The organism is Paenibacillus residui (assembly GCF_042677205.1).
GTDB classification, from domain to species: Bacteria; Bacillota; Bacilli; order Paenibacillales; family NBRC-103111; genus Paenibacillus_L; species Paenibacillus_L residui.
This window is the reverse complement of sequence record NZ_JBHTIU010000081.1, coordinates 126,987-142,245: the sequence shown is the minus strand read 5'-3', so window position 1 is coordinate 142,245 and position 15,259 is coordinate 126,987. Positions and strand designations below refer to the sequence as shown.

Annotated in this window: 9 protein-coding genes; 3 read left to right on the top strand and 6 right to left on the bottom strand. The window is 48.5% G+C overall.

The window, feature by feature from the left end:
* Positions 1 to 211 precede the first annotated feature (211 nt).
* Complete coding sequence (locus ACFQ03_RS20330; RefSeq protein ID WP_379290530.1) at positions 212 to 2,488, top strand: helix-turn-helix domain-containing protein; 2,277 nt, start codon at positions 212 to 214, stop codon at positions 2,486 to 2,488.
* A 751-nt stretch (positions 2,489 to 3,239) separates the two neighbouring features.
* Here the strand turns inward: ACFQ03_RS20330 and ACFQ03_RS20325 are convergent.
* Positions 3,240 to 3,977: an HD domain-containing protein gene (locus tag ACFQ03_RS20325; protein ID WP_379290528.1), complete on the bottom strand. Its 738-nt coding sequence runs from the start codon at positions 3,975 to 3,977 to the stop codon at positions 3,240 to 3,242.
* Between the two features lie 1,094 nt (positions 3,978 to 5,071).
* Here ACFQ03_RS20325 and ACFQ03_RS20320 point away from each other — a divergent pair.
* Positions 5,072 to 5,800, top strand: coding sequence for a stalk domain-containing protein (locus tag ACFQ03_RS20320; protein ID WP_379290526.1), 729 nt, complete (start codon positions 5,072 to 5,074; stop codon positions 5,798 to 5,800).
* Between the two features lie 106 nt (positions 5,801 to 5,906).
* Here the strand turns inward: ACFQ03_RS20320 and ACFQ03_RS20315 are convergent, their stop codons facing one another.
* From ACFQ03_RS20315 to ACFQ03_RS20300, 4 genes are all read right to left on the bottom strand, one after another.
* Positions 5,907 to 8,486 carry a DNA internalization-related competence protein ComEC/Rec2 gene (locus ACFQ03_RS20315; protein WP_379290576.1) on the bottom strand — a complete coding sequence of 860 codons (2,580 nt, stop codon included), beginning with the start codon at positions 8,484 to 8,486 and terminating at the stop codon, positions 5,907 to 5,909.
* Between the two features lie 319 nt (positions 8,487 to 8,805).
* The gene (locus ACFQ03_RS20310) at positions 8,806 to 9,318 is read right to left on the bottom strand and encodes a deoxycytidylate deaminase (protein ID WP_150959244.1); all 513 of its coding nucleotides are present in this window, start codon (positions 9,316 to 9,318) and stop codon (positions 8,806 to 8,808) included.
* Between the two features lie 9 nt (positions 9,319 to 9,327).
* Positions 9,328 to 10,620: a homocysteine synthase gene (locus ACFQ03_RS20305; RefSeq protein WP_144934032.1), complete on the bottom strand. Its 1,293-nt coding sequence runs from the start codon at positions 10,618 to 10,620 to the stop codon at positions 9,328 to 9,330.
* A 122-nt stretch (positions 10,621 to 10,742) separates the two neighbouring features.
* Positions 10,743 to 11,369 carry a ComEA family DNA-binding protein gene (locus tag ACFQ03_RS20300; protein WP_379290523.1) on the bottom strand — a complete coding sequence of 209 codons (627 nt, stop codon included), beginning with the start codon at positions 11,367 to 11,369 and terminating at the stop codon, positions 10,743 to 10,745.
* 364 nt (positions 11,370 to 11,733) lie between these two features.
* Between ACFQ03_RS20300 and comER the strand changes: the two genes are divergently transcribed.
* A complete protein-coding gene (gene comER, locus ACFQ03_RS20295; protein WP_379290574.1) occupies positions 11,734 to 12,564 on the top strand; it encodes a late competence protein ComER in 831 nt (276 codons plus the stop codon).
* Positions 12,565 to 12,768: 204 nt separating this feature from the next.
* Here comER and leuS read toward each other — a convergent pair whose 3' ends face one another.
* Positions 12,769 to 15,219 carry a leucine--tRNA ligase gene (gene leuS, locus ACFQ03_RS20290; RefSeq protein ID WP_379290521.1) on the bottom strand — a complete coding sequence of 817 codons (2,451 nt, stop codon included), beginning with the start codon at positions 15,217 to 15,219 and terminating at the stop codon, positions 12,769 to 12,771.
* Between the last annotated feature and the right edge of the window lie 40 nt (positions 15,220 to 15,259).

The following is a 15,259-nucleotide window of genomic DNA, read 5'->3' as shown; positions in this document are numbered from 1 at the left end:
GGCCATTAACAGGGCAGCGTGTAAACCATCCTTTGATCGCGGTCGCTCTTCTTGATTTGCTTCGAAAAAGGTTAATATAGTACTTTACGGGGACCCGGGAAGAACATAAAAAAGATTAAAAACAAAAAAAACGGGCGCTGACCGCGTCCCGAAAGAATAGCAAAACAGATTAAATGTATGTTTCGTTTACCGATGAAGGGGGACCATTCCGTTGTTGTGGTTACAGAGAAAAAATTCTTTATTTGTTAAAATCTTCTTCAGCTTTCTAATCGTTATCATTCTGCTGTCTTCTTTTAACTTGCTTTCTTTCACCTTTTTCAGAACGACCATCCAGAAGGAAATTATTCAATACAACCAGTTGATTCTGCAAAACGCGGCAGAACGGTACGGAGTTCATTTCTCTCGTTTGAAAACGCTCTTATTCGACCTTTATCATAATGACAAGCTTGCTGCCTTCAACCGCCAGCTACTGACCAAAAATGAACTGGAGATCAATTATTTGCTCACGGGCGATATTATGAAAAGCTTGCGGTCCGATGTCTATAATCCGCTTCATTATTTGGATAATATTATCATCTTCTTTCATTCCAACGGGTACGCCATTGAGAAAGAAGGCAGCAGCGATGCCGAGGAGCTCTTCTCGAGCTTCTATGCCAGCAGCCGATATCCGTATTCGTTCTGGCTGCAGCAATTTGACCGGCAGGAAAATTATAAAATCTATCCCGCTTCGGAATTCCGAATTCACTCTTCGAACGATTCCGGCACCCGTGAGATGATTCCGCTTTCTTTATTAATTCCGGGAAGCAATTATCAAATCGTCGCTTTGATAGAAGTGGAGAAGCTTCTTCAGGCGTTCCATGGCGAGCATAAAAACGCCCATTTCATTATATTGAACGAAGAAGAGGACGTGATCTACAGCTCGTCCGGCACGGTGCCTGAATCGATGCCGTCCGCGGCGGACATCACAGATTACAAGCTGGCGGACCAGTATTATTATTTTAAAGAACAGGACGAGGGAACCAAGCTGACGTTCCTGTCCGTCGTCCCCTATTCTAACATTGCGGCACAGGTGCGCAAGCTGAACTTCGTGCTGGCTTTGATGCTGGCTGTATCGGTCGCTATCGGAATGGTCGTCTCGTTCTTCCTGAGCAAAAAGATCAATTCTCCGGTCAAACAAATCATATCGTCCATTATGGAACGGAATCCGGACAAGCTGCAGAGCAGCATCCAGGAATTCGCATTCATTAATCAAAAGGTGCACGATTTGATCAAGGAGAAGGAAGTAATCGAGAATGAACTCGTTCATAACCAGTCCTTCTTGACGAGTTACAACTATATCAACAAGCTGAAAATGATTAATTCGGATTTAAATGAGTGGAAGGAATTTATGGCCGCTGAAGAGGAATTTACGATCGTCCTCTATCAATTGGTCTTCCGTTCTGCATCTTTTGCGGAGAGCGATATGAAGCCGGACAAAGCGGCCAACTATATTCAGGAGCATATCCGGTTAATGATGTCCAAGCGCCTGCCGGGATCCCATACGTTCCAAATCGAGAAGGATCAGATCCTGACCGTGTTAAGCGGGAAGCACAAGCCCGAGGAACTGAGGGAAATGCTGGAGCTGCTTAAGCAGATTCTCGACAGGGACAAAACCTACTGCTTCGCGTTCATCGCCGTCAGCTCTACTTATGACCGCACCTCCCAGTTCAACGAGGCCTATCAAGAGGTGCTGACCTTGGTCAGACAAGCGGAGCTGTTGGATGAAACCCAATTGCTGTACGAACCGAAGCCGCCGAGCCGACCGTTCGTTCTGACGCCCTCTCAGGAGCAGGAGCTGTACAATCACCTGCAGGAAGGCAACGAAAGCGCTTGTCTGGCCATCATTAACCGAATGCTCGATACGATGTTCAGGAAGCAGGCGGCCGTGGATCAGTACAGCCAATTGGCTGAAAGCATCGCGGCCAAGACATTGCTGATTCTGGATACCTATCATCTCGATTCCGACAAGACGGAGGATTTGGACCATTTCTTATCCAAGCCGAGGGATTGCCATACTCTCGAAGAATATAAGGAGTATTTCCGCCAATTTATATCTGCGGTAGCCTCGATTGTCCAATCGAAGAAAGAGCAGCAAGATCCGATTATCGACTATATTATGGAGTGGCTGTCCACGAAGTACAGCGAGGACATTTCCTTGGATATGCTTGCCGACAAGCTGAACATGTCCAGCGCCTATCTATCGGTTTATATTAAAGAGAAGACCGGGATCAATTTCATTGATCATATGAACGGCATCCGGATGCAGAAGGCCAAGGAGTTGCTGGCGAGTACGGCGTTAACCGTAACGGAAATCAGCCAGCAAATCGGCTATCGCAATGTCACTTCCTTCAACCGGATGTTCAAAAAATGGACGGGAACCTCCCCCACGGAGTTCCGGAAAAATCAAGCCTTGCTCTCGGAGGGCCCGGATGCGTCCTCTATGGATTGAACTGATTATATGCGTTAGGCGGTTTGCAATTTTATTGCCGGAGCATCCGCCTGATGCCTTTCTGATAGGAAGTAGGATAGCTAACTGGATTTCATGCAGCTAGTTTGCCCTATTTGAGCGAAAAACGAAAACTAACGGGAAAACCAAGGCTGTCGATTCATTGTGGGAAAGGTGTTACAACAGGATGTTGTACTAGTGAAAAGTCCAACAGCGAAAATGTAACGGAACTGGGAGACCCTATTTCGTCAAAATAGGCGGTTTTTTTAGACTAACGGAAACAGTTGCGCTTATTGTTTAGAATTCTCCTACTTTCGCGAGCATTTCTAGGGAATAAGGTCATCTGGTTCCGTTAAAATGACCGAAAGGCCCTTTTGGAGCGATTAAGGTCATCTGGTTCCGTTAAAACCAAAACCGTGCAGGATTTTCGCATGATCTTTGGTTGCATACCATTAATCGACAGTCTCAAACCTACAGCTAGTTTGAGTAAAAAGAGCGATTACAGCAAAAAAACTCAATTCTAAGTACAGATTTTACAGGTAGTTGAAGCCTTCGGAAAACACAAGACTTTACCTGTATAAAATACAGTTCGACCTCATATCGGTCACGGCCATAAAATAGTTTGCTATTTTCTAGTTTTTGGGCTGACTATCCGCCATTCGCCGCGAAACCCGCAACGCACGCAGGGACAAGCCAAGGAGGCTTGTCCAGGTCGGCTTTTCCTGCTCGCCCTAAACCTTTGCGTTCCAAACTTCTAATGGGTGATCGTCGGCGTTCCCAAGCTAAGCTCCTTCTCCAATTGTTTAAGGAAGCTTATCAGGAATGTATGGCGTTCGGAAGCGATTCGACGACCGGGAGCCGTATGCATGCCGTCGGCAAGGAATAACAGCTTTTCGTAGAAGTGACGATATACCGAACCTTGCGGACGTTGTCCCGGGTCGAAGGTTCCCGGGCCTTCTGTCCGATCCGCTTCCTCGGCCAGCGGCAAACCATGTGCTCCGCCAAACATAAACGTGCGGGCAATGCCGACGGCCCCAATCGCATCCAAGCGGTCCGCATCCTGCAAAATTTGAGCCTCGATCGATAATTCGGCCGGAGCATTCGAAGCTTTGAAGGCGAACGGATACTCTTCATGCCGTGAGATGGCCTCTATCATTCGTTCAAACCGCTCCTCGCCCAAATTCGGTATAATCAGCGACCCGAATTCCCGACGCAGCCCTTCCATCGCTTCCGGTCCATAGTGTAGCAGGCCGCTTTCCTTCTCCTCTTCACGATAATAATCATGCAGCAACCCTGCGGTCATCGTCATTTCACGATCCACAGCCAGCTCGTCCGACATCTCCACAGCCAGTTCCATCACCCGAACCGCATGGAAAAAATCATGTCCTGTGGAATCGCGCTTCATTTTATCCCAAACAGTCCGCACTACCGGCTCAAACCATTCCGGCAAGGGGATTTGAATAAAGGGAATGTTACGTTTGATTGGACTCACTCCTTACCTCCAATTTGCCTTTCACTTTTGCCGTTTTTACCTTAGTATTAACTGTAACATTTTGGTAATTTTAGAGCAATGAAAACTTGTCAGATGTTGGAGAAAGGAGGAAGTATACGGAATTTTCCCAAGGAGGGATTGCATGAACTCGTCAAGAAAAAGTATGCTGATTAGGTTGTCCATTTGTTTGTCAGTAATCATACTGTGTGCAGTAGCCTTGGTGTCATTCTATAAGAATTGGATCGGTTGAATATTAGTGTTTCCAAGGAAATTGCTTCAGTGGACCATGTTTTCATTTCCGCCCCGGCAAATTCCTACGAAGAAGCCAAATCAATAGAAAATAAACAATTTCACTCCAGATTTATTTTCAAGTGAATCAATTTGATTTTCCTCCAAAGGATACTTTTTTTCTCGCCACGATTTTTACAAATAAAAATGAACTTAAACAGAATACCCGGAACATTAATAAGTATCTTCAAGTCTATATATAGAAGAGCTTTCTTTACGACAACCGAATAGTTGGATCTAATTAGTCTTCGGAAGATCGTTAAACATCTAAGCAAGAAGAGTCCCTTGATCATTCTGCAGTATTAAGTTAAGAACTCCACTTTCGCAGCTTGAGATCGCTGATTTCTTTTAATTTTGATTAGGCAATTTAAGCTATTCAGTGATGCCGATCTAACTTAGTGATTTCCGCCGTCTGATCCGGTCTGGTTTTTCGTTGTCTAACAGTTGCCGTGGGCGTTAATTCGCTGATTTTATCCATTTTCAAAATCTAACGGTTGCAGATGATGTTATTTCGATGTTTTTCATAGATTTGAGATGAAAAAGACACATATAGCGGCGATGGCAACCGTTAGAATTTCTGAGCATGCATTATTGCGGGAATAACGACTGTGGTAGCAACCGTTACAGCTTTAGCTAACGTTGCTTTTTACAACGCCCCCCTTGAGCAAACGAAGTGATGTTCTCTATTATGCAATATCTATAACCGAGCTTATCTTTTGTTCATCACATCAACCTAAAAAGCCGATCTTACCCTGCGAAAGTTGAGTTAAGAAGTTTACATTCATTATATAAAAAGGAGGATTTCCATGAAAAAATTTTGGATTGGTATCGCTTGTGCCGGGGTTGTCTCTCTAGGAGCATCAGTTGCTTATGCTTCTGATTATGTTCAAGCACTCTTATTTCCGGTTAAGATCGAATTTAATGGCCAAAACAAAGAACTCAGCCAAGAGTACACTATATTGAACTATAATGGCCATGCTTATGTCCCCATTCGGTACATCGTAGAAAACATGGGCGGAGAAATAAGCTATGATGGGCAATTGAATCAAATATCCATAAAATATGCCGAAGATCAAAATCGCTTTTCTGAATTAAACTCGGTTAAACAAGAGGGGCCCTTCTCTCTTTCTCTTGCCTCGCACAAAAAAGAATACACCCATGATGAAGCCATAAATATATGGGCAGAGCTTACTTATTCGGGAAGTACAACAATAGAAGTTCAACATGCCAACCCGCTAATTGTGTACTATATCAAAGATGATGTTGGAAATTACCGGGAAATGGCAACCTTGGATTCGAATACTACTGAATCTATTACACCCAATCAAAAATATAAAAAGAGCTTTCCTTCCGGATTAGTCCCGGCATACAACTACGATAAAAGCGGGCTAAAAGACTACAGGGCCTTTTTGGAAAACTTCCCGGCTCCCGATTCATTAAGTCCCGGAAATTATGAAATTGGCGTCAAAGCAAGCTTTAACTCTAATGGCGAGGAGAAGGTGATAGATACTTCAATAACAATTGCAATAAAGTAAGAAAAGCTCATAACATGAGCGTCGAGCCCCCTATACTCTGAGTACGCTCCACCCACTATCCCTTTCAACACGTTGGCGGTCATCGTTCCCATCGGCACTCATTCGTTTACTGCAGCATCGTCCGGAAACGGTAGCCTTGCTTGCGGATGATCATTTGCACCTCCCCTTGCAGGTCGGTTCGAAACAGATTTACGCCGCGGCTTTCCAGTCGCTCCACAACCACCGGGGAAGGGTGCCTATAGGGGTTATTGACCCCGGCGGAAATGACCGCATGGTGAGGCTGCCAATAATCGAGCCACTGCTCGGTAGTGGATGTTTTGCTGCCGTGGTGCGCCACCTTCAGCACATCGACAGGCCTCAATCTCTCCTCCAGGGCAGCCCCGTCTATTCCGCTATGGGGGCCGAGACGGCTCTCCTTCAGCGAATGCAGAATGTCATATTCCCCCAGCTTCTCAACATCCCCGGTAAACAATACCCTCGCTTGATACATGTCCAGCATAAACACGACGGAATGTTCATTTTGCTCTGCGGAATAACTAACCCCCTCATCCTTCTTATGGTCAGGATAGAGAAGATACAGCGCTGAATACCGGTCCAGCGGGATGTTCTGTCCGGCTTCCGCAGCATACATGGGAATATTCTTATCCAGTGCCGTTTGGAATAATTTACGGGTGCCTTCATTATCCTTCAAGCTCCCGTTAAACAACAGACGGTCCACGGGGATTTGCTCAATGACAGCCTGCAGCCCGCCGATATGATCCGTATCCGCATGAGAAATGATCAGCCAATCCAGGCGATGAACTCCTCTTTGTTTAAGAAGCGGCACAACCAACCTCTCCCCGACCTCGTAAGGCCGCGATCTTTGCTTCCATTCTTCTCCCGGCTTGGAAAATCGCATCGTCCCCCCTCCATCGATCAGGATATGCCTGTGTTCCGGTGTACGAATAAGGATCGAATCCCCCTGGCCAACATCCAGAAATTGAATGACCCCTTCCCTCTTCCAAAAATCGGGGCTATAACCGTATAAAAGGAGGAGAAGCAGAACAGCGCTAAGCGCATAAAGTCTGCGCCTATGAGATATTTCGGAGGTCCCCGGTTCGACGGTTAACATCGGCCCGTTCGCTTCCCTCCTCCTCTGCCGAACCCGATTGGCCTGGATCATTATCGCAGCCCATAATCCATAATACGCCAGCATCCACCAAATAGATGGGGAAGGCCAAATAAGATGAAACGACCTCCAGCCGTCCAGCCAATCGACCAGTCCAAAGCACAGGTCATTAATTCGTACCACCACCCAGGCCGGCCATTGGCCAACCGTGCTCCACAAAGAACCGATGACGAGGGAGACGAAGCCTAAAGGGATGACCGCCAGGCTGACAACCGGAACAACAATAAAATTAGCCAACCAGGATAAAAGCGAAAATTGGTTAAAATAGTAAACCGAGAGCGGGAAGGAAGCCGCTTGTGCCACCAAAGTCACCGAGAGCGCTCCGCTCAAGGCAGGGTAGCGGTTAGGCAAAAAGGCATTTAACCGAGGAACGCCGACAATAAGCCCGATCGTCACCAGAAAAGAAAGCTGAAAGCTGACATTGACCAAATAATAAGGGTTCCAAACGATCATCAGCAGTCCGACCAGACTGACCAAGCTGAGTCCGTCTTTAAGTTTGTTTGCTCTCGCAGCGTATAGCGCCATCATAGCCATAATGCCTGCCCGAACGACGGAGGGGGCCGAACCGGTTACAACAATATAGAAGGGAAGCAGGAGAATCGCGATCAGCAGCTTCGTCTCCCTGGTCAGTCCGAGCCAGCCAAGAACCGTTAGTATTGCGCCCGTAAAAACAGCCACATGCAGTCCTGATATAGCCAAAATATGAGTCAGCCCAAGCTGGGAAAATTGCTGGAATTGTTCCGGGTCCAGATCCTCGCGAAGCCCAACCAGCATTCCTTTCATATAACCGGCTTGGTTATCCGGAAACAGCCCGTCCAATACACCGGCCAGACGGGCCCGGAACTGATCGTTCCAGCGGAGAACAGTCATCCTGTCCCAATGCTTGCTTTCCGTTACAACTATCCGTTCCGTTCCCTTCTCCGTTATCTGCCAATGAACATGCTGAAACCGCATATAACTGCGGTAATCAAAGCCGCCGAAATTTCTTGCTCCTGACGGCAGAAGCAGCTTTCCGGCCAACTTGATTTCATTCCCTCTGTTCCATTGAGAGGCTTTGGCCTGCTCCGATGGCTTCACGAGCCGAATCGATACCTGCATTTTCTCCCGCAGGTGCGGCATTGGACTTAACGTATCCGAAGCCTCCTGCGAATTAAGCGGAGATAAAGCGGATATTTCCCGAACCTTAACCGTGAAGGAGGCGCGGTCACCGTCAACGGTCACAGGAGAAATAATTTGGCCGGATATATTCACTTCCGCATCTGCCCATTCTTCTCCCAAGGAGGAATGGTTCCGCTCATCGTACCATTGAATATAACTGAAGGAAGTAAACAGCACCAGGATCAGGGAAAGCGGTTTGCGCGCCGGTATTTTGAGCAGCCACAAACTTGCGGTTAACGCTACCGCCAACAAGGCGGCTATTAATGGAATGCCTATATGCTCAAGCTGAAGGGCGGCCGCTCCTCCAATGACCCAAAGACAAGCAACGGTAAGCAGCGGTCTGCTGTATACCAACTGCACCAAAATGCTCCCCCCTTTCATAACCCCACAAAGTGACGTGTGACCTTCGAAGCGTATTCCGTCCCCACTCCAACGGAGTCGGCGTCTAAACTTTCCTCTAAACGCGGTCGCTCTTCATGACTTTACTTCGATAAAGGTTTATACAGTACTTTGCGGGGAGCCCCGAAACTTATAAAATTATCAAAAAAGAAGAACCTCTCTTCGCTTAGCGCGATAAAAGAGGTTCTTCCTCATTTATATACTTTTATAGGAATTCATTCTGAACGGCTTCTTAACATCCGCAGGTCCGGCACAACTAAATCGTAGGCCGACAGATTCGTCAATCTGTAACGTTCATAACGGTATCCGCGGGAGGCTCATAACGTTCCAGAGTGCGGAATACAATTCCCCTTGCTTGCATTAATTCCATTACTTTATCGGCGTCCTTAGGATAGGGACGGTGATAGACAATTTCCTTAATCCCGCTATTCGCGAGCATGTTGGAACACGTCCAGCAGGGCTGATCGGTAACATAAACCGTAGAGCCTTCACGGTCCGTCCGATCGGTGAAGAGCAGCAAATTCTGTTCGGCGTGAATCGTCCGAATACATCTTTGCTTCTTGACCATCCGCTCTTCGCCGTCAACGTTAGTCATCTCATACTCCTCAACGAGCATACAGCCCGCTTCCGAGCAATCCGGAACTCCCATCGGTGCACCGTTGTAAGCCGTCCCCAACAGCTTCTTGCCTTGAACAAGCACAGCTCCTACGTGCCGGCGGGGACACTGGGATCGAGTAGAGGCCATGTAAGCAATATCCATGAAGTAGGTATCCCAATCTTTACGAGTGCTCATCGTCTGCTCCTACTTCTGGCTGGCCTGGATCGCTTGTTCCAAATCATGCAGAATATCGGCAATCGCTTCTGTACCGATCGAAAGACGAATCATGCCGGGAGCTACACCGGCCGAACGCTGCTCTTCCTCTGAAAGCTGCTGGTGAGTTGTGCTTGCCGGATGAATAATCAGCGACTTCGAATCTCCAACATTCGCCAGATGGGAGAACAGCTTGACATGGTTGATCACCTTGCGTCCGGCTTCCAGCCCTCCCTTGATCCCGAAGGTCATAATCGCTCCCTGACCCTTCGGCAAATATTTCTGTGCCAGCGAATAGGAGGGGTGGCTTGGCAGCCCGGGATAGTTGACCCATTCAACAGACGGATGCGCCTCCAAATATTTGGCAACTTCAAGTGCGTTGCTGCTGTGACGCTCCATCCGCAAGTGGAGGGTCTCCAGTCCTTGCAGCAGCAGGAACGAGTTAAATGGAGAAATGGCGGCTCCCATATCACGCAGCAATTGAACACGGGCCTTGATAATATAAGCCATCGGGCCAACCGCGTCCGTATAAATTACACCGTGGTAGCTCGGATCCGGTTCAACCAATCCCGGGAATTTGCCGCTCGCTTTCCAATCAAACTTGCCGCCGTCCACGATAACGCCTCCGATGGATGTTCCGTGTCCGCCGATGAACTTGGTCGCGGAATGAACCACGATATCGGCTCCATGCTCAATCGGACGCAGCAAGTAAGGGCTCGGGAACGTATTGTCGACAATAAGAGGAATCCCGTTCTCGTGAGCGATTTTGGCAACGGCTTCTATATCCAGAATGTCGCCCTTCGGATTCCCGATCGATTCGGCAAACACCGCCTTAGTCTTGGGAGTGATGGCCTTGCGGAAATTTTCGGGATCGGAAGAATCCACGAATTTGACGTCAATTCCGATTTTAGATAACGTTGTCGAAAACAGATTATAAGTTCCGCCATACAAACTGGATGAGGATACGATTTCATCACCGGAGCCGGCAATATTAAGAATGGCGTATGTAATGGCAGCCTGACCGGAGGCTGTCGCCAAAGCGCCCACTCCGCCCTCCAAAGCGGCCACACGCTTCTCGAACACGTCCGTAGTCGGATTCATGAGGCGGGTATAAATGTTGCCGAATTCCTTAAGGGCAAACAAATCGGCCGCATGATCGGTATCGCGGAAACCGTAGGATGTCGTTTGGTAAAGCGGCACAGCCCTGGACAGTGTTGTCGGATCGATCTCCTGCCCGGCGTGAATCGCCAAAGTTTCCAGTGCTAATTGACGTTCTTCTGACATTTCAATGAATTCCTCCCTTTTTAGTAGCCTAATCCTATATTCTCACAATTTATACAAAAATAAAAGAGATTTCCCTACAAATCCTTCTTTATAAATGTTAGGCCGGGCGGAAGGATAATGGCTCAATCAGAAGCGGCGGGATAAGGGCTCACCGTAATCAGATCTTTCAGCTTCTCGAAGGTTTTCTGTCCGATCCCTTTCACTTCCATAAGATCGTTAATGGATTTAAACCCTTGGTTCTGCTGGCGGTACGTTACGATAGCGTTAGCCTTGCTCGGACCTATTCCCGGCAAAGCCGTTAACTCCGTAACGGAAGCCGTATTGATATCAATCAAGGACGAGTCCGCGGAAACCGCCGATGGCTGATGCGTAGACCCCGGATTTACACCATTAGGGGGCGGGCTACCTGCATTCGGAGCTTGAGCAGCTGAGGCTCCATTAGAATCTTCAACGGCGGCCGCCTGCGAATCGGAATCGCTCGTCATCCCGGCAGGCTTGCCTGTAGCATCCGGGGCGGCAGAGGGATTCGGAGCTTGGCTGCCTCCTTCTCCGCCCGAGTTCAACGATTGGCCTTTATCTGCAGAACCCGCCCAATCCGAGGCCAGCAAAGACTTCACTTCATCATTGACTGCGCTGAAGGGCTCCCATTCCCCGGCATCATACAATCTCGTAAACAATAAAAATCCAAGCAAGGCAACGGGCATCAATGAAAAAAACCAGATCCCTTTCGTTCCGAACCATCTGTCCATAGTTATCGCTACCTCCAGTATTGTAAATCAGACTTGCCCGCTGAATGCCGGGACAAGCCCTTCGCAAGATTGGATACATGCTGCGAAAATGCAAAAACCGCCCTGGGATCCTGCTTAAAGCAAGATCCGTCAGGGCGGTTCTTCCGCACATTTCCATTTATTCACTATTATATCACGCTTGGACAAAAAGACAATCCCCGGCTCGGATTTCTCCGCCCAAATCGTATCAATTTCTCCCCCATTCCCTAATCCCCGTCCCTTCTCTTAAATCGATTACCAGATTATAGGAATGCAACCCTCATCACCCGCATATACTTATAAAAGCATTGCCGCACGTATATCACTGGTCAAGGAGGGGTTCATGATGAATACGGGATTCATCGGGACCGGCAGTATGGGAAGTATGCTGATAGAAGCATTCCTTCGCTCGGAGGCGCTGCTGCCTCAGGAAATTACCGCTTTCAACCGTACTTCAGCCAAAGCTGAACAGCTCGCCCAACGTTATCCAGGTCTGCGCATCGCGCGTTCGAATAAAGAAGTTGTACTCGAAAGCGAAATCGTCTTTCTCTGCATTAAACCAATGGAATATAAGAAGGTTTTAGATGAAATTCGGGACTTTACCGATCCGTCGCAAATCGTGGTTTCCATAACAAGCCCGGTGATGCTCGGACAATTGGAGCAGCTTCTGAACTGCCAAATCGCCAAGGTAATACCAAGCATTACCAATTTCACCTTAGGCGGAGCGTTACTGTGCATGTTCGGGGAGAGAGTCTCTGCAGCAGGTCGTGATGATTTGCTGACCCTGCTTGCAAATATAGGGCAGCCTATTGAAATTGAAGAGAAGCTCACCCGCGTCTCTTCGGATATTTCAAGCTGTGGACCGGCTTTCCTGGCATATTTTCTCGAGCATTTCATTCGCGCGTCCGTAGAAGAAACCGGAATTAACGAGCAGCAGGCTTCGGCACTCGCCGCCCAAATGCTTGTCGGTACAGGCAAGCTGTTGACCGAAGGCGGGTTTACTCCCGAGACGCTGCGGCAGCGGGTCAGTGTTCCGGGGGGCATTACTGCCGAAGGGCTCCGTCTGATGGAAAAGGAACTGAAGGATATGTTCAATCAGCTCTTTCGGATTACCCATGCAAAATATGATGAAGATGTAGCTAAAGTAGCTTCATTGTTGCCCCGGCCTGCCGAATGAGAAAAACTCCTATCGGAGTATTTCATGGATGAGCGAACACGTTTAGAGGATGTTTTTATCGCCAAATAGAATTTGAATTAATTCAGGACGCAATAACTTATAAATTCTATTGTGGTAAAAAAAGACCATGCCAAGGTTCAGTCAAGCCGATATCTTCCTCCATCGGCATGACTTCACAGTTGGCACGGTCCTTAGTGGTCCCTGTTAACCGACCACGATGTTGACAAGCTTACCTGGAACGGCAATGACTTTTCGCACCGATTTGCCGGCCATGGCCTCCTTCACTTTATCCGATCCAAGGGCGGCTTCCTGCATCCCCTGTTGATCCAGATTGTTCGGAACGGAAAGCCTGTCGACGATTTTGCCGTTGATCTGTACGACGATCTCCACTTCATTCTCTACGGTCCATTTCTCATCGTAAACGGGCCATGGGACATAAGTGATCGAAGTATCCGTATGACCGAGCTTCTCCCATAATTCTTCCGCAATATGAGGGGCGATTGGAGAGAGCATCTGGACAAAGTTTTCCATGGCTTCCCATGGCAAGCTGTCCGCTTTATAAGCCTCGTTAACAAATATCATCAGCTGGCTGATGGCCGTATTAAAACGCAGCGCCTCGTAATCTTCCGTTACCTTCTTGATCGTCTTGTGCCAGGTTCTTCGGAATGAATCGTCTATCTTGGAATCCTCTTTGGTTATTTTCGCATTCAGAGAACCATCTTCTTGGATGAACAATCTCCACACGCGGTTCAGGAAGCGATATGTTCCTTCCACCCCGTTTTCGCTCCACGGCTTGGTAGCTTCCAGAGGTCCCATGAACATCTCGTACATACGCAGCGTATCCGCGCCGTATTTGCCCACAATGTCATCCGGATTGATAACATTGCCCCTGGACTTGCTCATCTTCTCGTTATTTCCTCCAAGAATCATCCCTTGATTGACCAGCTTCTGGAATGGTTCCTTTGTGGAGACGACGCCCAAATCATAGAGCACTTTATGCCAGAACCGTGCATAGAGAAGATGGAGCACCGCATGCTCCGCCCCTCCGATATATAAATCGACGGGCAGCCATTCCTTCTGCTTGTCAAAGGAACAAAGCTCCTTATCATTATGCGGATCGATGAAGCGCAAGTAGTACCAGCAGCTTCCCGCCCATTGAGGCATGGTATTCGTCTCGCGGCGCGCTTTCATTCCGGTCTCGGGATCTACTGTATTCACCCATTCTTCCACTGCAGCAAGAGGCGACTCCCCGGTCCCGGAAGGTGTGATATGATCGACATCCGGCAGGACCAGCGGCAGCTGCTCTTCCGGAACGGTCTTCATAGTGCCGTCCTCGAGGTGCAGAATGGGAATAGGCTCGCCCCAATAACGTTGTCTGCTGAACAACCAATCGCGAAGACGATAGGTAACCTTGCCGGCGCCCTTGCCGTTCTCCTCCAGCCATTGGATCATGGCGGCGATGGCTTCTTCATTACGGAGTCCATCCAGCAGCCCGGAATTGACATGCTCACCGTCTCCGGTATAGGCTTCCTCCTCCAAATTGCCGCCCTTCACCACTTCGATGATCGGAAGATTATACTGTTTGGCAAATTCGTAGTCCCGTTGGTCATGGCCGGGCACCGCCATAATCGCGCCTGTTCCGTAACCGGCAAGCACATAATCGGCAATCCATACCGGCAGTTTCGCCCCGTTGACCGGATTGACCGCATAAGCTCCGGTAAATACTCCCGTCTTTTCCTTGGCCAGGTCCGTTCGTTCCAGATCGCTTTTGCGTTCGGCTTTCTCCTTGTATTCCTTAACGGCCTGTATCTGTTCCTTCGTCGTAATCCGTTCTACCAACGGATGCTCGGGTGCCAATACACAGTAGGTGGAGCCGAACAAGGTGTCCGGGCGGGTCGTGAATACGACAATCTCCTCTCCGGAGTGGCCATCAACGGCAAAGCGGACTTCCGCTCCTTTGGATTTTCCAATCCAGTTCCGCTGCATATCTTTGATGCTTTCGGCCCAATCGAGCTCTTCCAAATCTTCGAGCAGCCGGTCGGCGTACTCGGTAATTTTCAGAATCCATTGACGCATCGGCTTGCGAATGACCGGATGACCTCCGCGCTCACTCTTTCCGTCGATCACCTCTTCATTGGCCAGAACCGTGCCCAATGCCGGACACCAGTTAACGGGAACCTCGGCCATATAGGCGAGTCCTCGTTTATATAATTGAACAAAAATCCACTGCGTCCATTTATAATAATCCGGATCCGTCGTGCTGATTTCGCGATCCCAGTCATATGAGAATCCGAGAGATTTGATCTGTCGGCGGAAATTGTCAATATTTTTGAACGTTATGTCGCGCGGATGCTGGCCGGTATCCAACGCATGCTGTTCAGCCGGAAGACCGAAGGCGTCCCAGCCCATCGGATGGAGGACGTTGTAGCCGCGCATTCTCTTATAGCGGGAGATAATATCCGTTGCCGTATATCCTTCCGGATGTCCGACATGAAGTCCCGCACCGGACGGATAAGGGAACATATCCAAGGCATAAAATTTCGGTTTATCCGAATCATCCAATACTTTAAACACTTTCTTGCTGTCCCAATACTTCTGCCACTTAGGTTCAATGGCGAGCGGGTTGTACCCGTGCCCCTTAGTTTCGTGAACCATAATTCATCCTCCTTCAACATTTCGCCGGCCCGGCAAGCTT